Origin of the sequence: Saccharopolyspora sp. NPDC050389 (genome assembly GCF_040655595.1) — a bacterium.
GTDB lineage: Bacteria > Actinomycetota > Actinomycetes > Mycobacteriales > Pseudonocardiaceae > Saccharopolyspora.
In genome coordinates this window covers 15,133-36,384 of the sequence record NZ_JBFAKG010000041.1, presented here as the reverse complement: position 1 = coordinate 36,384, position 21,252 = coordinate 15,133, and the positions used below count along the sequence as shown (strand labels likewise).

At 69.8% G+C, this 21,252-nt stretch carries 20 protein-coding genes; 12 read left to right on the top strand and 8 right to left on the bottom strand.

The window, feature by feature from the left end; translation table 11 throughout:
* Positions 1 to 75 precede the first annotated feature (75 nt).
* Together AB0I53_RS25675 and AB0I53_RS25670 are read right to left on the bottom strand one after the other, a co-directional pair.
* Positions 76 to 828 (bottom strand): IclR family transcriptional regulator, encoded by a 753-nt coding sequence (locus AB0I53_RS25675; RefSeq protein WP_358607818.1) that lies wholly within the window; start codon positions 826 to 828, stop codon positions 76 to 78.
* 314 nt (positions 829 to 1,142) lie between these two features.
* Positions 1,143 to 2,150, bottom strand: coding sequence for a DUF4073 domain-containing protein (locus AB0I53_RS25670; protein ID WP_358607815.1), 1,008 nt, complete (start codon positions 2,148 to 2,150; stop codon positions 1,143 to 1,145).
* Positions 2,151 to 2,394: 244 nt separating this feature from the next.
* Here AB0I53_RS25670 and AB0I53_RS25665 point away from each other — a divergent pair, with 244 nt between their 5' ends.
* Complete coding sequence (locus AB0I53_RS25665) at positions 2,395 to 3,363, top strand: M28 family metallopeptidase (protein WP_358607813.1); 969 nt, start codon at positions 2,395 to 2,397, stop codon at positions 3,361 to 3,363.
* Positions 3,364 to 3,419: 56 nt separating this feature from the next.
* On the opposite strand, the gene eutH is transcribed toward AB0I53_RS25665, so the two are convergent.
* The 5 genes from eutH to AB0I53_RS25640 form a co-directional block, all read right to left on the bottom strand.
* Positions 3,420 to 4,625, bottom strand: coding sequence for an ethanolamine utilization protein EutH (gene eutH, locus AB0I53_RS25660; protein ID WP_358607811.1), 1,206 nt, complete (start codon positions 4,623 to 4,625; stop codon positions 3,420 to 3,422).
* Positions 4,626 to 4,643: 18 nt separating this feature from the next.
* A complete protein-coding gene (locus AB0I53_RS25655) occupies positions 4,644 to 5,909 on the bottom strand; it encodes a D-arabinono-1,4-lactone oxidase (RefSeq protein WP_358607809.1) in 1,266 nt (421 codons plus the stop codon).
* Between the two features lie 166 nt (positions 5,910 to 6,075).
* The gene (locus AB0I53_RS25650) at positions 6,076 to 7,365 is read right to left on the bottom strand and encodes a M20/M25/M40 family metallo-hydrolase (RefSeq protein WP_358607806.1); all 1,290 of its coding nucleotides are present in this window, start codon (positions 7,363 to 7,365) and stop codon (positions 6,076 to 6,078) included.
* The gene (locus AB0I53_RS25645; RefSeq protein ID WP_358607803.1) at positions 7,362 to 8,702 is read right to left on the bottom strand and encodes a cytosine permease; all 1,341 of its coding nucleotides are present in this window, start codon (positions 8,700 to 8,702) and stop codon (positions 7,362 to 7,364) included. The genes AB0I53_RS25650 and AB0I53_RS25645 overlap by 4 nt, the downstream gene beginning before the upstream one ends.
* The gene (locus AB0I53_RS25640) at positions 8,702 to 9,655 is read right to left on the bottom strand and encodes a DUF1177 domain-containing protein (protein WP_358607800.1); all 954 of its coding nucleotides are present in this window, start codon (positions 9,653 to 9,655) and stop codon (positions 8,702 to 8,704) included. Before AB0I53_RS25640 ends, AB0I53_RS25645 begins: the two co-directional genes overlap by 1 nt.
* 281 nt (positions 9,656 to 9,936) lie before the next feature.
* Here AB0I53_RS25640 and AB0I53_RS25635 point away from each other — a divergent pair, with 281 nt between their 5' ends.
* The 11 genes from AB0I53_RS25635 to AB0I53_RS25585 all read left to right on the top strand — a co-directional run bounded on the left by AB0I53_RS25635 (position 9,937) and on the right by AB0I53_RS25585 (position 20,312).
* Complete coding sequence (locus AB0I53_RS25635) at positions 9,937 to 10,530, top strand: XRE family transcriptional regulator (protein WP_358607797.1); 594 nt, start codon at positions 9,937 to 9,939, stop codon at positions 10,528 to 10,530.
* Positions 10,531 to 10,598: 68 nt separating this feature from the next.
* Positions 10,599 to 11,777 (top strand): FAD-dependent oxidoreductase, encoded by a 1,179-nt coding sequence (locus AB0I53_RS25630; protein WP_358607794.1) that lies wholly within the window; start codon positions 10,599 to 10,601, stop codon positions 11,775 to 11,777.
* Between the two features lie 11 nt (positions 11,778 to 11,788).
* Complete coding sequence (locus AB0I53_RS25625) at positions 11,789 to 12,103, top strand: (2Fe-2S)-binding protein (protein ID WP_358607953.1); 315 nt, start codon at positions 11,789 to 11,791, stop codon at positions 12,101 to 12,103.
* The gene (locus AB0I53_RS25620; RefSeq protein WP_358607791.1) at positions 12,100 to 13,506 is read left to right on the top strand and encodes an FAD/NAD(P)-binding oxidoreductase; all 1,407 of its coding nucleotides are present in this window, start codon (positions 12,100 to 12,102) and stop codon (positions 13,504 to 13,506) included. The genes AB0I53_RS25625 and AB0I53_RS25620 overlap by 4 nt, the downstream gene beginning before the upstream one ends.
* On the top strand, positions 13,503 to 14,423 hold the full coding sequence (locus AB0I53_RS25615; protein ID WP_358607788.1) for a dihydrodipicolinate synthase family protein: 921 nt from the start codon (positions 13,503 to 13,505) through the stop codon (positions 14,421 to 14,423). Before AB0I53_RS25620 ends, AB0I53_RS25615 begins: the two co-directional genes overlap by 4 nt.
* Positions 14,423 to 15,424, top strand: coding sequence for a proline racemase family protein (locus tag AB0I53_RS25610; RefSeq protein WP_358607785.1), 1,002 nt, complete (start codon positions 14,423 to 14,425; stop codon positions 15,422 to 15,424). Before AB0I53_RS25615 ends, AB0I53_RS25610 begins: the two co-directional genes overlap by 1 nt.
* A 79-nt stretch (positions 15,425 to 15,503) precedes the next feature.
* Positions 15,504 to 16,925 carry an amino acid permease gene (locus AB0I53_RS25605; RefSeq protein WP_358607782.1) on the top strand — a complete coding sequence of 474 codons (1,422 nt, stop codon included), beginning with the start codon at positions 15,504 to 15,506 and terminating at the stop codon, positions 16,923 to 16,925.
* A gap of 20 nt (positions 16,926 to 16,945) precedes the next feature.
* On the top strand, positions 16,946 to 17,479 hold the full coding sequence (locus tag AB0I53_RS25600; RefSeq protein WP_358607779.1) for a GNAT family N-acetyltransferase: 534 nt from the start codon (positions 16,946 to 16,948) through the stop codon (positions 17,477 to 17,479).
* 22 nt (positions 17,480 to 17,501) lie between these two features.
* Positions 17,502 to 18,272: a hypothetical protein gene (locus AB0I53_RS25595; RefSeq protein WP_358607777.1), complete on the top strand. Its 771-nt coding sequence runs from the start codon at positions 17,502 to 17,504 to the stop codon at positions 18,270 to 18,272.
* Between the two features lie 973 nt (positions 18,273 to 19,245).
* On the top strand, positions 19,246 to 20,139 hold the full coding sequence (locus AB0I53_RS25590) for a helix-turn-helix transcriptional regulator (RefSeq protein ID WP_358607774.1): 894 nt from the start codon (positions 19,246 to 19,248) through the stop codon (positions 20,137 to 20,139).
* On the top strand, positions 20,136 to 20,312 hold the full coding sequence (locus AB0I53_RS25585; protein WP_358607771.1) for a DUF397 domain-containing protein: 177 nt from the start codon (positions 20,136 to 20,138) through the stop codon (positions 20,310 to 20,312). Before AB0I53_RS25590 ends, AB0I53_RS25585 begins: the two co-directional genes overlap by 4 nt.
* A gap of 49 nt (positions 20,313 to 20,361) precedes the next feature.
* Here AB0I53_RS25585 and AB0I53_RS25580 read toward each other — a convergent pair whose 3' ends face one another.
* Positions 20,362 to 21,198 (bottom strand): helix-turn-helix transcriptional regulator, encoded by an 837-nt coding sequence (locus AB0I53_RS25580; RefSeq protein WP_358607768.1) that lies wholly within the window; start codon positions 21,196 to 21,198, stop codon positions 20,362 to 20,364.
* Positions 21,199 to 21,252: the final 54 nt, after the last annotated feature.

Here is a 21,252-nt window from a genome sequence, read left to right as displayed (position 1 = left end):
TCCCGTTGCAGACGCAACGCTAGGAGTTCGACCAAGATGGAGGTCAATGCCTCGGTTCGGGATTTGTGATCACGGTCAGCGGAGCCGGTAGGTGATCTCCTGGACCGCCGCGCGCATCGCGACGGCCATCTCGTCGAGCCGGTCAGCCACCCGCGTCGTCGGCCCGGCGATCGACACCGCGGCCGTGCCGGCGTCGGCCCGGTGCGACAGCACCGGCCCGGCCACCGCGGAAACGTCCGGCACCGTCTCGCCCCGGTTGTAGGCGACGCCGGCGGCGGCGATGTCCGCGAGCTCGCTCTCGACCCGGGCCCGCTCGTCGGGGTCGGGGAAGTGTTCGCGCAGATACGCCTCGCGGGAGGCGCGGTCCAGGTTCGCGAGCATGCACTTGCCGATGCTCGTCGGGTAGAGCGGGCGCCGCTTGCGCAGCGGGGCCGAATAGCGGATGAGCTGCGTGGACTCGATGGCCTCCAGGTACACCACCGAGTCGCCCACGAGCGTGCCGAGCATGACGGTCTCGTCGAACTCCGCGCGCAGCTTCTGCATCGTCGGCCGGGCCGCGTCCACCAGTGGCGTGCCCGGGGTCGGCAGCAGCGCGCCGACCGCCGGGCCCAGCAGGTAGGCGCCGCCCTGCTCCTGCAGGTATCCGGTCGCCACCAGGCCTTTCACCAGGCCGTGCACCGAGGTCTTCGGCGCGTCCAGCGCCCCGGCGAGCACGCTCAGCCGCACTCCGTGCGGGTCGGCGGCTACGGTCTCCAGGATGGTGGTGACCCGGCTGACGGTGCGGTGCTCCTTGGCCGGGCCGCGCGCCCGGCCGCCTGACTCGCCCACGGCGCCCCCTCGGCTCGGCCTGCGCCTGAAGGATAGCCAGCCCGGCGGCCGGATCGAAGACGCACCGCTGGTTACGAGCCGCCGACTAAGGGGCTGTTTCAGGATGCGGCGTCAGCCGCATGCGGTGAGGGACTCAGCTTGCACCGCCGCGGGTTCTCAGACAGTGCCCACCCCGCCGGGGTTCTTGGCGAGGACAGCCCCGATGCCGCGTATTGGACATACGTAAGTCGGGGCTCCCACAGTCCAGGCGGCGGCCGTAACTCCCGCAGGGGGGCCGCTACCCGCACCGCCACGCAAACCCATTCAAACCATCTCTACGACCCGTTGTGCAGCGGGACGGTGATCTGCTTCAGCCAGGTGCCGGTGGTGAAGTCGCGCGCCTTGATGACCACGTTGCGCGCGTCGACCTCGACCTGCAGGCCCTGGTTGAACGCGCCGCCCAGGGACACCTCGCCGCCCTTGCCGTCGTCCTCCCAGCCGACCTGGATCGCGCCGGTGTTGACCACGTTGAACCCCTCCAGGTTGCCGGTGCCCGGCACCACCCGGCGCACCACCCAGTCCGACAGTTCCAGGTTCCAGTGCGTGTGCCCGGAGAACAGGAACAGGTCGGGGTGGCGGCCGAGGATCGCCAGCAACCGGTCGGGCTGCAGGTAGTCGTTGCGGTAGAGCTTGTTGTGCGTGCCGGAGACGGTGTTCGGCAGCGGGTGGTGGGTCAGCACCATGACCGGCTTGCGCCACCGCGCCCAGTGGTCGAGCCGCTGCTCCAGCCAGGTGAACTGCTGGTCGCTGATCCACACCTCGTCCCACAGCTTCGGGTCGTGGTAGTGCGAGTAGCGCTCGGTTCCCAGGCTCAGCACCGGGATTCCGCCGAAGGAGTGCTCGGCGAAGATGGTGTTGCGGCCGGCGAAGTTGAAGAAGCTGCGGAACAGCGAGTCCTCGGTGGTGCCGTTGGGCCAGGTCTCCTGCGCGAGCGTGTCGGGGTCGCGCCACTTCGGCACGTAGAACTCGTGGTTGCCGATCGCCCAGGCCACCTCCCTCGGATGCGCGTGCTTGTCCAATGTGGACCGAACTGCCGCGTATTCGAAGTCGTAGCCGCGCGGCGTGATGTCGCCCGCGACGCCGAGCCCCGCGCTGCCCGGGTTGATGCGGGCCAGGTCGTCCAGCGCCGTGCCGAAATCGCCGAGGTCGCCCTGGATGTCGCTGATGATGTTGAAGCGCACCTTGTCGTTCGCCTGAGGCGGCGCCGCGTGCGCGGTGGAGCTGAGGGCGGTGGTGGCGGCGAGCGCGCCACCCGCCCCGACGATGAACGATCGGCGATCCATGAGCGCTGATTTCCTCCTGTGCTGGCCGGTCGGCCCCGTGAAATTAGGCCGATCGGCCGCATCCGTGGTGGATTCCTCGTGTCGGCCGAGTGGACTCGTGCGGAACACTTCGCCGGAAAGTCGGGTAAAGCCGGGAAAAACGCGTTCCGGATAAACGCGGCGAGTTCACGTCAAACCGCCCGGCGCGCACCGTCGCGTCGTTACGTTCCGCTGCAGCGAAGATCGAGCGACGGAAGGGCGCAGCATGCCGAAACGACCACTCCTGGCGACCGCGGCGGCACTGGCCGCAGCGTCCGCTCTGGTGTTGCCGGCCACGGCCGCCAGCGCACCGCAGACCGGCGTCGCCGCGGTCCAGGACCACCTGCAGGAGCTGCAGAAGATCGCCGAAGCCAACGGTGGCAACCGGGCGTCGGGCCAGCCTGGCTACAAGGCCTCGCTGGACTACGTCAAGGCTCAGCTGGATGCCGCCGGATTCGCTACCACGATCCAGGAATTCGACTCCATCGGCGGCACGACGTACAACCTGCTCGCCGAAACCCCGGGCGGCGACGCGAACCGCGTGGTGATGTTCGGCGCCCATCTGGACAGCGTCAGCAGGGGCGCGGGGATCAACGACAACGGCACCGGCTCGGCGGCGATCCTGCAGGCCGCCCTGGACTACGCGGGCAGCGGCGCGACGCCGAAGAACAAGCTGCGCTTCGCGTTCTGGGGCGCCGAGGAGCAGGGCCTGGTCGGCTCGTCGCACTACGTGCAGAACCTGCCCGAAGCGGAGCGCGGCAAGATCGTCGCGTACCTGAACTTCGACATGGTCGGCTCGCCGAACGCGGGCTACTTCACCTACGACGGCGACGACTCCGACGGCGAAGGCGCCGGCCCGGGCCCGGAGGGCTCGGCGGAGATCGAGAAGCTCCTCAACGACGCCCTCGCGGCGGCCGGGGTGGCCACCGAGGGCACGGACTTCGACGGCCGCTCCGACTACGGCCCGTTCATCGAGGTCGGCATCCCGGCCGGCGGCACCTTCACCGGAGCCGAGGACACGAAGACGCCGGAGCAGGCGGAGAAGTGGGGCGGCCAGGCGGGCCAGGCCTACGACTCCTGCTACCACCAGTCCTGCGACACGATCACCAACGTCGACCAGCAGGCCCTGGACCGCAACTTCCAGGCGATCGCGACGGCGGTCAAGACCTACGCCGAGCAGTTCCCCCAGTCGTAACCGGCGATCCCCCGAAGCGAGGGCACCTCCGACTCCGGTCGGAGGTGCCCTTCGCTTCACCCCGCCACCGACTCGGATTCCGCGGTCCGGATCGCCGGCAGGGCGATCAGGTGGGCCAGCAGGATCGCCAGGACTCCGCCCGCCAGCTTGCCCGCCAGGAGGGGCAGGATCAGGTTGGGCTGGAAGTTCGCCGTGAACGCCAGGTGGTCGCCGACCAGGAAGGCCGCGCACACCGCGTAGGCGATGCACAGCACCTTGTCCTTGGGCGGCATGTGCCCGATCAGGCGGAACAGCGCCAGCACGTTCGCCGACGCCGCGAGCAGGCCCGCCGTTCCTTCCGGGCTCATCCCGATCCGGCGGCCCAACGCGCCCAGCGGGCGGGCCAAACCCTTGCGCAGCACGTAAACCATCGGGAACGCGCCGGCCAGCATGATCCCGATGTTGCCCGCCACCTCCAACGCCCGGTACTGGTCGTCGGCGTCAGCGATGATCGGGTCGAAGCCCCAGGCGCCCAGCACCGCCGAGAACAGGCCGGTGAAGTGTTCGATGATCGACAGCGCCAGCACGATCTTGAGCGCCGCGTCCAGGAAGCGGCCGAACCAGATGAACAGCCGGATCATCGTCGCCGGCCAGAACCGCAGGGCCAGCGCCAGCACGACCACGAACACTGCCAGCGGCAGCAGGTTCAGCAGCATCGACGTCGTGTCCAAACCGGACAGTGCGGCGTCCGACGGCGCGTCGGCGGAGACCTCGCCGCGCACCGTCGTGCCGGTGGCCAGCAGGATCGAGGTGCTGATCAGGACGCCGACCGGCACCGTGAGGATGCCCGACATCACGCCCAGCGCCAGGAAGCGGTGATCGCGGCGGTCCAGGACCGCCAGTCCCACCGGGATGGTGAAGATGATCGTCGCCCCGGCCAGGTAGCCGACGATGGTCGCCATGATCCAGCCGCCGGTGGAGTTCGCGGTGGCCTGGGCGAGCTGGTATCCGCCCATGTCCACCGCGATGAGGCTCGTCGCCGCGATCGCCGGATCCGCGCCGATCGCGCCGAACACCGGTCCCGCCGCCGACTCGACGAACGCGGACAGGTAGGGGATCGCGGCCATGATCCCCGCCACCGGGATGAAGATCTGCCCGATGGCGTGCAGGCCCTCCTTGAACTCCCGGCCCATCCCGCCGTCGGCGTCGCGGATCGCCGCCACCGCGCCGATCGCGACGAAGGCCATCATCAGGTAGATGATCGAATTGCCCACGAGCTCCATCTCGGACCTCCTCGCGGGTCAGCCCAGCAGGGGGCGCAGGTGGTCGTTGAGGAAGGTGCCGTTCGGGTCGAACTCGCGACGCACGTCGAGGAAGGTGTCGAACTCGTCGAACAGCTCGGCCATCCGGTCGCGGGTCATGAAGTGCAACTTGCCCCAGTGCGGCCGGGCCCGGAACTCGCGCAGCCGCTCGTCGACCGCGCGCAGGAACGGCCAGTAGTCGGTGCCGGGGGCGCCGGAGACGGAGATGACGGTCGTCGCGAGCCGGTGGTTCGGCGAGAGGTACGCCTCGTCGGCGGCGGTCCACCGGACCTCGATGGGATAGCGCTGGTCGGGATGTCCGGTGCGCATCAGCTCCCGGATCGCCGAGACGGCTTCGAGCCCGTGCTCGGCCGGGACCATGTACTCCATCTCGTGGAACGGCGTGTCGAAACCGCCCGGGTAGATCCGGTAGGCGCGGTCCACCCGGTGGCCTTCGGTGGTGACGATCCCGGCGGGCTCGTCGATCTCGGCCTCGTCGTAGAGCTTGACGTAGCAGTGGTCGGCCATCGGCTGGTCCGGCGGCGCGGGCAGCTGGTAGAGGTCGGCGGATTCGTCGGCGGGGCACCAGAAGAACGAGAAGTGGCGATGCCCGGCGATCAGTTCGTCCCACGATTCGACGATCTGCTGCCACGGCCGGTAGCTGATCTCCTCGGTCAGGTGGTAGGCGGGCGAGACGGCCAGCTCGACCTCCAGCATCACGCCGAGCGAGCCGATGGCCACCTGCGCGGCGTGCAGCCGCCGCGCGTCGCCCTCGTCGATCTCGACGACCTCGCCGTGGCCGTCGACCAGCCGGACTCGCCGCAGCGCGGCGGAGAAGCTCGGCAGGTCGATGCCGGAGCCGTGCGTGCCGGTGGCGATCGCCCCGGCGATGACCTGCTTGTCGATGTCGCCCTGGTTGGTCAGCGACAGCCCTGCGTCCCACAGCGGCGCGCCGAAGTCGCCGACGGTGGTCCCGGCCAGCGCCGTGGCCCGCAGCCGTTGCGGATCGGTCGCGGTCACCCCGGTCACCCCGGTCAGCCGCGTCAGGTCGAGCAGCATGCCGCCGGTGGGCACCACCGGGGTGAAGGAGTGCCCGGAGCCGGCGACCCGGACGTTCAGGCCCCGGTCGATCGCGTGCCGGACGGCGGCGAGGACTTCGGTTTCGTCGCGGGGCCGGGCGAAAACCGCCGCGGTGCAGGTCTGATTGCCGCCCCAGTTGGTCCAGATCCGGTCGGTGTCGCTGCCGGGCAGCGCGTGCGAGCTCATGCAGTGCCTCCTGCCTTGTTGACCATCACGTGCTTGGTGCGCGAACGGCGAAGCGGGAAGACGGCGGCGCGAGCTGGATGCCGCTGAACCAATGCAGATTACGGCGGGTGGATCGTGAGTGGCAACGGCACGTTCGGGCGACCGTTGCCACTCACGACAACGCGTTTCAGCAGGTTTGCAGGAGGCGTTGCATCACTCGGGTGGAGAAGCGCAGCGACTCCAGCGGGATTCGTTCGTCCACCCCGTGGAACATCCGCGAGTACGGCAGTTCCGGCGGCACCCGGAGGGCCTTGAAGCCGAAGCCGTTGATGCCGATCGTGGCGAACGCCTTGTTGTCGGTGCCACCCGCGTTGCAGTACGGCGTCGGGTGGCCGTTCGGGTCCTCCGCCCGGATTGCCGCGCACATCGCGTCGACCAGGGTGCCGGCGAACTCCGTCTGCATCGCCACGTCGTGGTGGATGAACTCGCGGCGCACCGACGGCAGCAGCAGGGAGTCGATGGTGTCCAGCAACTCCTGCTCGTGGCCCGGCAGGAACCGCCCGTCCACCGCGGCCGTGGCCTTGCCCGGGATGACGTTGGTCTGGTAGCCGCCCTCGATCATCGTGGGATTCGCCGAGTTGCGCAGGATCACGTTCACCAGGTCGGCCGCCGGGCCCATCTTCGCCAGGCTTCCATCCACATCGGACGGATCGAAGTCGGTGCCGAGGAGTTCGGCGGCCCGCTCCAGCAGCACCCGGACGGGCTCGATCAGCCGCACCGGGAACCGGTGCCTGCCGATGCGGGCCAGCGACTCCGCCAGGTCGGTGACGGCGTTCTCGTCGTTCGGCGAGGAGCCGTGCCCGGCCCTGCCGGTGGCGATCAGCCGCAGCCACGCCTGGCCGCGCTGCGCGTTCTCGATCGGGTACAGCCGCTGGCCGTTGCCCAGGTCGAACGACACGCCGCCGCCTTCGGTGATCGCCTCGGTGACGCCGTCGAACAGCTCCGGCCGGTTGCGCACCAGCCAGTGCGAGCCGAACTTGCCGCCGTCCTCCTCGTCGGCGAGGAAGCCGAACACGATGTCGCGCGGCGGTTTCCGGCCGGTGCGGCCGAATTCCCGGGCGACCGCGAGGATCACCGCGTCGAAGTCCTTCATGTCGATCGCGCCGCGGCCCCACAGGCAACCGTCGTGGATCTCGCCGCCGAACGGGTCGAAGGTCCACTCGCCGGCGTCCGCCGGAACCACGTCGAGGTGGCCGTGCATCAGCAGCGCGCCCCGCGACGGGTCCTCGCCTTCGATGCGGGCGATCACGCTGGCCCGCCCCGGCGCGCTTTCGACCAATGTGGACTCGATGCCGACCTCGGCGAGCTTCGCCGCGACGTACTCGGCCGCCGCGCGCTCGTTGCTGGTCGGGTTGGAGGTGTCGATGCGGATCAGGTCCCGGCAGAGGTCGACGACCTCGTCCTCGGCCACGCTCATGACTTGCGTCCTTCCAGCGTCGAAGTCCCCACCGGGCGCACCAGTCCGGCGAAGGACAGCACCGTGTAGAGCAGGAATCCGGTCAGCAGCGAGTTGAGCGCCGGGATGCCCGCGTCGACGAAGAAGCCGACGCTGAAGCCGGCCGCCCACACCACCAGCGTCGCCGGCACCCAGGTGGCCACCTTGTCAGGCAGCGTGCCGGTCGGGCGGGTGCGGTCGAGCTCGCCGCGCATCCGGCGCGCCACCCAGTACTCGGCGACGATGATGCCGCCGATCGGCGGGATCGCCACGCCGAGGATCTTCAGGAACTCGGTGAAGTGGTCCAGGAAACCCATCGCGGACAGCACGGTGCCGAGCACGCCGATCACGAGCGTCACCGTCGCGCGGTGCAGGCGCTTGCCGAAGACCGTGTCCGCGAAGTTCACCACGCCCAGCGAGGAGGCGTAGAGGTTCCAGTCGTTGATCTTCGCGGTGGACAGGATCACGATGACCAGCCCGACGAACCCGGACGTGGACAGCACGATCGAGGTCACGTCCTTGCTGCCGACCAGCTGCCCGAGCAGCACGCCCGTCATGCCGACGATGTACTCGCTGAGGATCATCGAGCACGAGCTCTGCAGCAGGACGTGCCAGCCCTTGCGGTTGTAGCGGGTCATGTCGGGTGCGACGACCGCGCCGGACATGAACCCGCCCGCCACGATGGTCGCCGCCGCCGGGATGGACAGCGCCGCCGCGGTCGGCTCGCGGGCGATCAGGTCGCCGATGGAGTGCTGCGAGAGCGTGGTGATCACGCTCCAGGCCACCAGTGCGAAGAACAGCGGCACGGCGATCTTGGCCAGCCACATCATGTACTTGAAGCCGTAGATCACCAGCGCGGTCAGCACCGCGCCGGAGATCGCGCACCACAGCCAGATCGGGCCGCCGACCAGCGACTGCATGCTCTTTCCGAAGATGCCGTTCTGCACGCCGAACCAGCCGACCATGCTGATCGCGATGACCAGGCTGACCAGCGCCGAGCCGTTGCGGCCGAACCCGGCGAAGCGGGTGAGCATGGTCATCGCCAGGCCCTCGCGCTGGCCGGCCAGGCCGACCAGGAAGATCACGATCTCCAGCAGCACCGCGCCGAGGGTGAACGCCCAGAAGGCGTCCCAGAACCCCATCGCGATGCCCAGCGAGGCACCCAGCACGAACTGGGAGAGCGAGCCGGACTGCCCGAGCCACTGCAGCAGCATCGAACCGAACCCGTAGCGCGCGTCCTGCGGGACGCGGCGCAGCGAGTAGTCGTCGTTGCCGATCTGCTTGCCCGGCGCGGTCTCGGCGGACTGCGCCGCGCCCATCATTCCTCCTCGGCGGGCAGGTCGCCCATGGTCTGCAGGTGGGCGAGGGAGCCGTAGCGGGCGATGAGGGTGTCGAACTCGGCCTGGTCGTGGAAGGCCAACTGGCCCGCGCCGAACTCCTTGGCGACCTCGACGGCGTAGCGCGCGGCCGACGCGATGTCGGTCTCGTGGCTGGCGCCGGTGGCGCAGCCGGGCACGGCGGTGGCGGCCACGATCGCCAGGCCCACCACCGGCGCGCCGGTCGCGGTGGCCGGCTGCAGGATCGAGTTGATGTGGTAAACGCCGTTGCCGTAGGGCGTGATGTCCTGGGTGGTCACCGGGTAGGTCACCAGCGGTTCGCCGGTGACGGTCTCCAGCAGGGTGCCCAGCCGGTCCGACACCCGCAGCACCCAGCCCTGCTTGACCGTCGGCGACAGCGCGAGGCCCTTGTGGTTGATGACCCGGTTGCCCTTGGTGGTGTCGATGGACAGCACCGCGTCCATGTCGTCGCTGACCTCGTGGGCGTTCATGGTGGCGATCCCGACCGGGGAGTCCATGAACGGCACCGGCTCGTGCGGCCGGGTCGGCGCGTCCGCGCACACGTGGGTGCTGATCAGGACGTCGCCCGGCAGCACGTCGCCGCGGGCGCGCATCGACAGCAGCTTCGCCGCGGCCGCGATGGCCGCGGCGGCGCCGTCGCCGTCGGAGACGAACCCGGTCACCTCCGGGCGGGCACCGATGCCGCCGAGCCGCCCCACGACGCCCAGCGTCGGGGCGTCGCCGCCGGCCGCCTTGCCCCGCGTGCCGGGGATGCGGACCTGCACGAAGTCGGTCGTGCCCTGGTGGCCTTCAACGGTGGTGCTGGTGGCCGGCCCGGACCCGCCGGCCACCTCGTCGAGGTAGGCGACCACGCGGGCGCCGGTGACCGACGGATCGTCGAGGAGATCCACCACATCCAGGACGTGTTTGAGCATCTGAGCCCCTTGGAATCGGCACCGCGAACCGGGTGCGGGCCGCGAGCGCCCGGGCAGGACGGGGGAGCTGCCCGGTCTCGCGGCCTGGTAGTTGGCAGGGCGTTCGCCGGAGTTGTTCTCGGGGCATCTCCGGCGAACGCCGTGTCGATTACGGTGCGCTTGCGCCCGACCGACGAGCAAGGAAATCCCGCTATTCGCAAAACCGGGCGTCGCGCGGCCGGTTGGCGGTCGGTGACCGGTGGTTAAGCTGCGGGCACGTTCCGGGTCTTGGGAGGTGCTTGATGGCGCAGATGGAGGCCGTCCGGGTGCTGGCGGCCAATCTGCGGGCGCTGCGGGCCGAGCAGGCGCTGTCGCTGTCCGAGGTGGCCCGGCGGTCCGGGATCGCCAAGGGCACGCTGTCGCAGCTGGAGTCCGGCGTCGGCAACCCCACCATCCAGACGGTGTTCAGTTTGTCGAACGCTTTGCAGGTGCCGGTATCGACCCTGCTGACCGAGCGCACCGAGCCCGACGTGGTGCTGGTGCGTTCCGCGGGCCTGGAGGTGCTCAGCAGCAACGCCGTCGACCTGCGGATGCTGCGCCGGCTCGACCTGACGTCGGCGGTGGTGGAGGTCTACGACCAGCGCGTGCGGCCCGGCGAGGTGCAGCGCTCCGACGGGCATCCCGGCCGGGAACACGTTGTGGTCACGGAAGGAAAGCTGCGCGTCGGGCCTGCCGACGCGCCCTACGAGCTGGGGCCGGGGGACTACGTGTGCTTCCCGGCGCAGCTGCCGCACACCTACGAGACGGTCGGCGGCCCGGTGACCTCGGTGCTGCTGCTGGAGTACCCCAGCGAGGCCGACAGCCCGATGCTCCGCCACCACCCGGGCCTCGGCTAGGGGTTGACCTGGGTCACATCGGGGTTTAGCGTCTGTCGCGTTCATTTTAGTGAACGTTGGTGGTGGCTATGGGGCAGTTTCCCGACATCGTGGTGGTCGGCGCCGGGATCGTCGGCGCGGCCTGCGCCGAGGCGCTGAGCGCGGCCGGATACGTCGTCGACGTGCTGGATCGCGGTGCGCTCGCGACGGGCACGACGGCTGCAGGCGAGGGCAACGTGCTGGTCTCGGACAAGCCGCCGGGCGCGGAGCTCCGGCTGGCCCAGGCGAGCCGGAGGCGTTGGCCGGAGTTGGCGCGGAGCCTGCGCGAGGAGCTCGGCGCCGACTTCGAGTGGGAGCCCAAGGGCGGCGTAGTCGCGGCGACCACTGTGGACGGAGCGGATGCGCTGACGGCGTTCGCCGCGGAGCAGCGCGACGCGGGCGTGGATGCGCGGGTTCTGCCGTCCGGCGCGGTGTTCGAGCTCGAACCGCACCTCACGCGGCGAACGACGCTGGCGGTGCACTATCCCGAAGACGCCCAGGTGCAGCCAGTCCTCGCGGCATCGGCGCTGCTCGCGGCCGTGCGCCGGCGCGGCGGAACGCTCCGCTCGGGAACCGCCGCTACCGGCGTGGTGCGCGGCCGCGATGGCCGGGTGACGGGTGTGCGCATGGGCAGCAGCGTTTTGCCTTGTGGGGCAGTGGTGAACGCGTGTGGCCCGTGGTCCGGTGATTTTGCGAGGCTGGCGGGCGCGCCGATCACGGTGCTGCCTCGCCGGGGCATGGTCCTGGTGACCGCGCCGGTGCCGCCGGGCACCGTGCGGCACAAGGTCTACGACGCCGATTACGTCGGCGCGGTGGAGAGCTGCGACGCCGAGCTGCAGACTTCGACGGTGGTGGAAAGCACCCGGGCCGGGACCGTGCTGATCGGGTCCAGCCGGGAGCGCATCGGCTTCGACGACACCGTCCGGATGCACGTGCTGCGCGAGATCGCGGGCAAGGCGGCCGCGTTGTTCCCGGTGCTGGGGCGGGTGCCGGTGATGCGCGCCTACGGCGGCTTCCGGCCGTATGCGCCGGACCACCTGCCGGTGATCGGCGCCGATCCCCGGGTTCCGGGGCTGTGGCACGCGACCGGGCACGAAGGCGCCGGTGTCGGGCTCTCCGCCGCGACCGGCCAGCTGCTCGCGGAGTTGTTCGGCGGCCGCCCGCCGCACGTCGATCCGGAGCCGTTCCGCGTGGACCGCCCCGGGCTGATCGAGGAGGTGAGCGCGTGACGGGCCCGTTCCTGGCACCGGACCGGCAGGATCCGGTCGAGCCGCGGTACTCCGCGGAATTCGCCGTCGAGGTGGACGGGGCACACGTCGCCGCGCGCGCCGGGCAGACGGTCGCCGCCGTGCTGATGTCGATCGGCCGCACATCCTGGCGCAGCACCCGGCAGAACGGGCGGCCGCGCGGGCTGTTCTGCGGCATCGGCGCGTGCTTCGACTGCCTGCTGGTTGTGAACGACGTGCCGGACGTGCGGGCGTGTCAGCGCGTTGTCGGGCCCGGCGACGTCATCCGCGCCCAGCACGGGGCCGAACTGCCGGGAGGCGAGGCATGAGCGTCGTGGTCGTCGGCGGCGGGCCCGCGGGAATGAACGCCGCCGTGCAAGCCGCGCGGGCCGGTGCCGAGGTGGTGCTGGTCGACTCCGCCGAGCGGCTCGGCGGGCAGTTCCACCGCCAGCTCCCGGAGCAGTTCGCGGCGCAGCGACCGGAACGCGTCCAGCACGACTGGCGGTCGTTCCGGGCGATCCGGGACGAGGTCCTGGCGAATCCGAGGATCCGCTACCTGCCGGGCAGCACGGTGTGGTCGCTGGAACCGGACCGGTGGATCAACATCCAAAGTGGACCCGCCGATGCGCCGGACCGGCAGCTTACGGCGCTGCGCGCCGATGCGCTGGTGCTGGCCACCGGGGCGCACGACCGGGTTCTCCCGTTCCCCGGCTGGGACCTGCCCGGGGTGTTCAGCGCCGGGGCCGCGCAGGCGATGGCGAAGGGCCAGCGGATCGCGGTCGGGCACCGGGTGCTGGTCGCCGGGACGGGGCCGTTCCTGCTGCCGGTCGCAGAGTCGCTGCTCGACGTGGGCGCCGAGGTCGTCGGCGTGCTGGAGGCCGGAAACCCGGCCGCGTGGCTGCGACAGCCGGCGGCCGCCGGGCAGCTCGGAAAGCTCCGGGAGCTCGCGGGCTACGCGGCTCGCTTCGCCGGGCGCGTGCCGTACCGGACTCGCACCGCCGTCATCGCGGCGCACGGCGACGACCGGGTGCGGGAGGTCGTGACGTCCAAAGTGGATGCCGACTGGCGGCCGATTCCCGGTACCCAGCGCCGGATCGAGGTCGATGCCCTGTGCGTCGGGCACGGCTTCGTGCCGCAGCTGGAGCTGGCGCTGGCCGCGCGCTGCCGCGTCGTCGACGGATTCGTCGAGGTCGATGCGGCGCAGCGGACGTCCGCGCCGGGAGTGTTCGCGGCCGGTGAAGCGACCGGCATCGGCGGTGCCGAGCTCGCCGCAGCCGAAGGCGTCGTCGCCGGGCTCGCCGCAGCCGTGCACGTCGGTGCCGCCAGCTGGAACCAGGTGCGAACCCAAGCACGCCAAGCACTCATGAAAGTCCGCAGTGGACGGAGATTCGCCCGGGCGCTCGCCCAGACCCATCCGATCGGATCAGGCTGGTTCGAGTGGCTGGAGCCCGACACGCTCGTGTGCCGGTGCGAAGAAGTCCCGTACCGCGAACTGGAAGAGGCCGTGCAGCAGCGCGCCGCGCACAGCGCCCGCTCGCTGAAGCTGCTCTGCCGGGTCGGCCTCGGCCCATGCCAGGGCCGGATCTGCGGGCAGAACGCGACCGATCTCGCCGCGCGGCTGCTCGGCGAACCGCTCCCGGACCCGGAAACCCCTGCTCGGCGGCCGATCGCAGCGCCGATCCGGCTCGCCGACCTGGCCAGCATCCCAACCCGTGACGAGGAGGAGAAGTGACTTCCAGCAACGATCTCGGTGGTGTCGTCGTCGCGACCGCCTTGCCCTACGCCGAAGACGCGTCGGCCCCGGCCGGCCTGCGAGTGGACTACGACCGCTACGCCGAGCACTGCCGCTGGGTGGTCGACAACGGCTGCCACGGCGTCGGTCCCAACGGTTCCCTCGGCGAGTACTCGTCGCTGACACACGACGAGCGCCGCAAGGTCGCCCAGACCGCGATCGCGACCGTCGGCGACCGGGCGACGGTCATCGTCGGCGTGCACGCGCCGAGTGCGCACGAGGCCCGGCACTGGGCGGAGCTCGCCGCCGAGGACGGCGCGGACGGGCTGCTGTGCCTGCCGCCGACGATCTACCGCGCCAACAGGGGCGAGCTCCTGCACCACTTCGAGCAGGTCGCGGCCGTGGGCCTGCCCGTGATGGTCTACAACAACCCGATCGACACCAAGGTCGACCTCACTCCCGACGTGGTTCGCGAGATCGCCGAGATCGACAACATCGCGGCGATCAAGGAGTTCTCCGGCGACGTCCGGCGGGTGCTGGAGATCCGCGAGCAGGCGCCCGGGCTGAACGTGGTGTCCGGCGCCGACGACGTGGTGCTGGAATCGCTGCTGATGGGCGCGGGCGGCTGGTTCGCCGGATTCCCGAACGTCTTCCCGGCCGAATCGGTGCGGCTCTACGAGCTGGCCCGCGCGGGCAAGGTCGAGGAGGCGCGGGCGCTGTACGAGCCGCTGGTGGCGGCGTTCAGGTGGGACTCGCGCACCGAGTTCGTGCAGGCCATCAAGCGCGGCATGGAGATCGTCGGCCGCTTCGGCGGGCCCTGCCGCCCGCCGCGCGGCCCGCTGCCCGAGGCGATGCTGGCGCAGGTCGACGCCGACATGGATCGCGCCGTGAAGTACTTGCAGAGCAAGGAGAAATGATGCGGTCGCGCCGTTACTTCAGCGCCGTCGACTCGCACACCGAAGGCATGCCGACGCGGGTGATCACCGGCGGCGTCGGCGTCGTGCCGGGCGAGACGATGGCCGACAAGCGCCGGTACTTCGTCGACAACCTCGACCACATCCGGCAGCTGCTGGTGAACGAGCCGCGCGGGCACTCGGCGATGAGCGGCGCGATCCTGCAGCCGCCGACGCGCGGCGACGCCGACTGGGGCGTCATCTACATCGAGGTCTCCGGCTGCCTGCCGATGTGCGGGCACGGCACCATCGGCGTCGCCACCGTGCTGGTGGAGACCGGGATGGTCGAGGTGGTCGAGCCGGTCACCACGGTCCGGCTCGACACCCCGGCCGGGCTGGTGGTGGCCGAGGTGGCGGTGCGCGACGGCCAGGCGGAGTCGGTGACCATCCGCAACGTGCCGTCGTTCGCCGTGGAGCTGGACGCCGCGGTGCGGGTGCTGGGGATCGGCGAAGTGCGCTACGACATGTCCTTCGGCGGCAACTTCTACGCGATCACGTCGCTGGCAGATCTCGGAATTCCCTTCGACAAGGCCGAAAAGGGCCGGATGCTGGACGCCGGGCTGGCGATCATGGCGGCCATCAACGAGCAGCGCCGCCCGCAGCACCCGCTCGACGCGAACATCACGGGCTGCAAGCACGTCTACCTCGAAGCGCCCGGCAGCGACGCCGCGCACTCCCGGCACGCGATGGCGATCCACCCCGGCTGGTTCGACAGATCTCCCTGCGGCACCGGCACTTCCGCGCGCATGGCGCAGCTGCACGCGCGCGGGCAGCTCGGGCTGAATGCGGATTTCGTCAACGAATCCCTGATCGGCACCCGGTTCATCGGGAGGCTCGTGGACACCGCGCAGGTCGGCGACCGCCCGGCGGTGGTGCCGACGATCACCGGCCGGGCCTGGATCACCGGCATGGCCCAGTACCTGCTGGACCCGACCGACCCGTTCCCGACCGGCTTCACCTTGTAACCCCGCGCGATGCACCACCGGCGCACCGACGAGGTGCGCCGGGCGGTGCCGCGCGCCCTCGTTCGGCGGAGGTGGCCCCATGATCGATGCGAACGGCCGCGGCGTGCTGCGGCGCAAACCGGTGGACGACATCGACGATCCGCCGCAGGAAGCCGGCCTGAAACGGGTGATGGGCACCTGGCAGCTGACCGCGCTGAGTCTTGGCGGCCTGGTCGGTGCCGGAGTGTTCTCGCTCAGCGGGGTGGTCGCGAACGAGCTCGCCGGACCCGGCGTGCTGCTTTCGTTCCTGATCGCGGTGCTCGCCAGTGCCGCCGCGGCGCTGTGCTACGCCGAATTCACCAGCATGATCCCGAAAGCGGGCTCGGCCTACACCTACGCCTACGCGGTGCTCGGCGAGCTGGCCGGCTGGCTGATCGGCTGGGACCTGCTGCTGGAGTACACCGCGATCGTCGCGGTGGTCGCCATCGGTGTCTCCGGCTACCTGTCCTACCTGGTGGGTCAGCTCGGGCTGGACCTGCCCGCCTGGATGCTGGGCGCGCCCGGCACCGGCGACGGCCACGTGGTCGACCTGTTCGCGATGCTGCTGTGCCTGCTGCTGGCGTGGCTGCTCAACCGCGGCGCGAAGTCCTCGGCGCGGGTCGAGACCGCGCTGGTGGTGATGAAGATCGTGCTGGTCCTCGTCGTCGTGGTGGCGGGCGCATTCCACATCAACGCGGGCAACTACACGCCGTTCCTGCCCTACGGGCTCGGCGGCGCGGTCACCGGCGCGGCCACGGCCTTCTTCGCCGTCTACGGCTACGACGCGATGAGCGCGGCGGCGGAGGAATCGGCCGACGCCCGGCGGGCGATGCCGCGCGCGATCATCTACTCGCTGGGCATCGCGACGGTCATCTACGTGCTGGTGTGCGTGGTGCTGCTGGGAATGCAGCACTACAGCGAGATCGACATCCGCAGCCCGTTCTCCGGCGCGTTGGCGTCGGTCGGCCTGCCCGGCCTAGCACTGATCGTCGCGGTCGGCGCGGTGTTCGGCATCGTGACGTCGATGTTCGCCAACATGCTGGCGGTGACGCGGGTGTGGTTCGCGATGAGCCGCGACGGGCTGTTGCCCGCCTGGTTCGCCAAGACCCACGCGGTGCGCAAGGTGCCGCACCGGGTCACCTGGGTGGTCGGCGTGGTGTCGGCGCTGATCGCGGGACTGTTGCCGATCCGGGAGGCGGCGGAGCTGACCAACATCGGCATCCTGGTGGCGTTCATCGTCGTCGCGGTGTCGGTGGTGGTGCTGCGCCGCCAACGTCCCGACCTGGAGCGGGGATTCCGCTGCCCGTGGGTGCCGGTGGTGCCGGGGATCGGCGTGGTCTTCTCGATTTGGCTGATCAGCCAGCTCGACTGGGTCACCTGGGCGCGCTTCGTCGGCTGGATGATCGTCGGCCTGCTGCTCTACGCGTTCTACGGCTACCGGCGGTCGGCGTTGGCGGACAAATCGGTCGCGGGAACGCGCTGATCGCTGCCAGGATGGGCGGTATGACCGAAGTGCGGACCGCGCATACCGCCGATCTCGACGAAGCGACGATCAAGGCCGCCCGGGCGCTGCTCTGGGACGTGTTCGAAGACGACATGACCGAGCACGACTGGGAGCACTGCCTGGGCGGCATCCACGCCCTGGTGTGGGAAGGCGACGAGCTGATCGGCCACGCATCGGTGATCCAGCGGCGCCTCCTGCACGACGGCCGCGCTCTGCGCACGGGCTACGTGGAAGGTGTTGCGGTGCGGGCGGATCGACGCCGCCGGGGCATCGCGGCGGCGATGATGGCGGAGCTGGAGGGCGTGATCCGCCGCGCCTACGACCTCGGGGCGCTGGGAGCCAGCGACGAAGGAGCGGCGCTGTACGAGGCGCGCGGCTGGCAGACCTGGCAGGGGCCGACTTTCGCCTTGGCCCCAACGGGAATCCAGCGCACGGCGGACGAGGACGGGTTCATCTACGTGTTCCCGGCGGACGTCTCGCTGGACCTGACCGGCGAACTCACCTGCGACTGGCGCGACGGCGACGCCTGGTAACGCCCGTGTGATCATCTCCAGGGTGACGACCTACTACTGGAATCCCGCCAGGCTCGACGCGCCCGAACTGGAGACCGCCCGCCAGGAGTTGGAGACGTCCGCCGGTGCGATGGGCTGGGACGAGGCGTTCCTCGCGCTGCTGCGAAGCGGGCAGACGATCCCGGTGAGCATCGCCCTGGACACCTACTCGAACGAAGAGGCCACGGCCAGGTGGGGCTTCGGCAACCCCTTGGAGCGGCACGCGGAAGAGGTGCTGGACCGCGCCCGGGATGTGCTGCGGCAGCCGCCGATGCCTGCGGTCGACAGCGGTGCGGTGAAAGATGGTGCCGATCATTCGAGCGCGCTCGGCGCGATGATGAACCTGGCCCGGCCAGAGGATGCGGACCTCATCGCCGCGGTGCTGCGAGATCCCGCGAGCAGCGAGGTGCATCTCACCGGCTGCACTGCGGCGGGACGTGCCCTCTGGACCGAGGAGCCGAGCCCCGTCCTGATCGAGGTCCTCAGCGGAATAGCTCTGGACGCGTCGCGCCCGACCGACGAACGCAACCACGCGCTTCGCACGCTCGGCAGTGCCGAAACTCCTCTGGTGGCCGAAATCGCGGCGCGAATCGCTCAGACCGAGGACGCCAAGCTACGGAGCACGGCGATCGTGGTTCTGGCCCGTGCACACCTCGACACCCACCGCGAACTCGTGGAGCGGTTCTTCGGGACGTGCCCGCCCACGGACCCGAACTACCCCGACATCCGCGACTACCTGGAGGAGTGGGCGGAGGACCACCCGGAGCAGACGTGATCCGCTGGTGTGGAGTGAACGGCCTGTTTGCCTCGATAGGTGAGGTGAACGGTCCGTTCACTGCAGTCGTCCGGCGTCGGCGGGCATCGGCCGGTGTGGAGTGAACGGCCCGTTCGCCCCGATAGGCGAGGTGAACAGGCCGTTCGCCTCACCACCTCGAAGCCACCAGTCGACCTACCACGACCCCGCGCCACCACTCCAAAACAGCCTCTACAGCAACCCAGAACACTCACGACCGGGGGCCCGGTAGCCGGGCGGGGTCGGGGGCAGGCCCGGCTACCGGGAGGATCGGCGCGATGGTCGGGGAGGGGACGCGCCGATCCGGTCAGGGGTCAGGCGACTCTCGGCGAGTCGCCTTCAGGCGGGGGACCGCGGAGGCGGTGGCGGCAGGTGTATTCGGCCTCGATGTCGTCGATGAGTTGCCAAACGCCGTAGGCGTCCTCGCCCGCATCGCCGTGCTGCGGATTCGACGCCGGAACGAGCGCATCGCGAAGATGATGACGTTGAACGCGGTGAGCGTGCCCAGCTGCAACCAGAACATGATGCCTCCCGGCCTATCACCGTCCGATGTGGTCAGATCACCGTTCTCGCTTGACGCACTGCTGCTTCCGCAAATGCCTCGCCGCCGCGCCGGATCGGGCTGGATTCGACGCCTTCTTGCGCGCTTCCGCGATCCGCACGCAAACCGAGCATCGCGGCCGGGTCGTGGTCGGATGCCCGACGGCGGCCCACATCACCTCCGCACCGCACTCGCCGGCCCCGCCGGGCCGAAGCACGAAGTGCGTGTCCAACGCCCGCAATCCAGGCGACGGCAACCACCGAGGCCAAACCTCCAACACCAACGGAACCACCTCCACGTTGCTCTTCGGCTACATTGGGACGTGATCGCTTCGCAACCGGTCACGAACCACTCAGGTCAATTAATTCCTGGTCACGGGCTGAGACCGCAAACCCGTTACCCTCAACCTTTTGGGTGGTGTCCGAAATGGCTCAAGAACGCCGTAAGCTGTGGAACGTGGGCGACACCGCTGGTACACCGCGAACTCGAGCGCTAGCCGCCGCATTGCGGAGTGCGCTCGACGACTCCGATCTGACGGCGAGGCAGGCCGGACGCCTGCTCGACAAGTCCCACAGCACCATCTCGCAATGGCAGACCGGCAAGAGAGTGCCGACCACCGATGATGTGTCCGCGTTTCTTGCTGTGCTCGGTGTGACCGGCAAACGGCGACGGCAGATCCTCGACCTGGCCCGCAATGCACGTGAGTCGAACTGGCTCGCCGGTGGTGTCTCGGAGCAGCTCGCAGGCATCGTCGAATGCGAACGAACGGCCATCGAGATCGTCGACTGGTGCCCGCTGGTCGTGTCCGGACTCCTTCAAACCTACGAATATGCGAAGGCGATCATCGGCGATGACGACGCCTTGGCGCCGCACGTGGTCGAGACGCGCGTGAAACTCCGGCTCGGCCGCCAGGACCAACTGGCTCAACGCGACGATCGATCAGTTGATCACGCGGTGTTGATCGGCGAGCCCGCACTTCGTCAATGCATCGGGGGAAAGGCCGTCCTCATCGAGCAGCTTCGCCGGTTGGTGACGCTCAACGGGAAGAACGGGACGACGATCCAGGTCGTGCCCACCGGTGGCGGATGGCATCCCGGCTTGATGGGGCCGTTCGTCATCTACGGCTTCGAGGAGTCGCCGGCGATCATCGCGATCGAGAACCACCGGTCGTCGGTGTTCCTCTACGAAGACGACGACGTGGTGACCTACCGGCGCGCATCGGCAGCGATTCGCCGCGCCGCGATCAGTCCCGAAGATTCATCAGCGTTCATCCTCGATGTGGTCCGAGAGTTGGAGGCAAGCGGATGATCAAGCAAACACATTGGCGCAAGAGCAGCTACAGCGGCCAAGAAACGCACTGCGTGGAGTTATCCAGCCCGCCCGGTCTGATCCGGGATTCGAAGGATCCGGAGGGGCCGCGTTTGAGCGTCGACGTCGCCGGTTTCCTTCGCGCTGTCAAGGCTGGGCGTTTCGAGCGGTGAGCGGATGGGTCTCGTGAGTGCGAAACAGGGCTAGAGCCCGGTTTCGCACTCACGACCCCGCTAGGGGCTCCTCGACGAGCTGTGGCAGCTTTTCCGCCGTGGACCCGTCGGCCGGCATGCAGGCGAAGAGCTTGGTGCCGGTGGCGTCCATCGTGGACAGTTTTGCGTAGTCGAAGGTCAGCCTGCCGACCCTCGGGTGGTCGAAGACCCTTCGGTTGGAGCTGAACTCCGCGATGTCCTGATCCGCCCACCACCGGTCGAATTCCGGGCTGTTCCGCCGCAATTCCGCGATCAGCGCCTCGATGCGCGGCTCGCCGAGGCGGGGCGCGACGTCCGCGCGGTACTGCGCGAGCAGGTTGCGGGCCTGGCCCGTCCAGTCGGCCAGCAGGGCGCGGATGCGCGGTTCGGTGAACACCAGGCGGATCAGGTTGCGGTCGGCCATCATCACCGGTTCGCCGATCAGCGCCGCCTCAGCGCGGTTCCAGGCCACCAGGTCCCAGTTCGCGTCCAGCAGATACGCCGGGTTGGGGTCGAGGGCGTCCACCATGCGCTGCAACGCGGCGGGAACGCCCGCGTCGTCGTCCGTGATCTCATCCGGCGGCGCGGCGTCGGCCAGCGCGAACAGGTGCCGCCGCTCGGCCGGGGACAGCCGCAGTTCGCGCGCCAGGCTCTCCAGCACCTGTCGGCTGACCGAGATGTCCCTGGCCTGTTCAAGCCAGGTGTACCAGGTGATGCTCACGCCGGAGAGCTGGGCGATCTCCTCGCGGCGCAGGCCAGGTGTCCTGCGTCGCGGCCCGGCCGGTAGGCCGACCTCGGCCGGGGTGAGCCGATCCCGGCGGGAGCGGAGGAAATCCGCGAGGGCGCGACGGCGCTGCTGGGGCAACATCGATCTTCGTTCCGTGCCGAGATGTCCTGGTAGTGGCGATACCAGCATAATCAC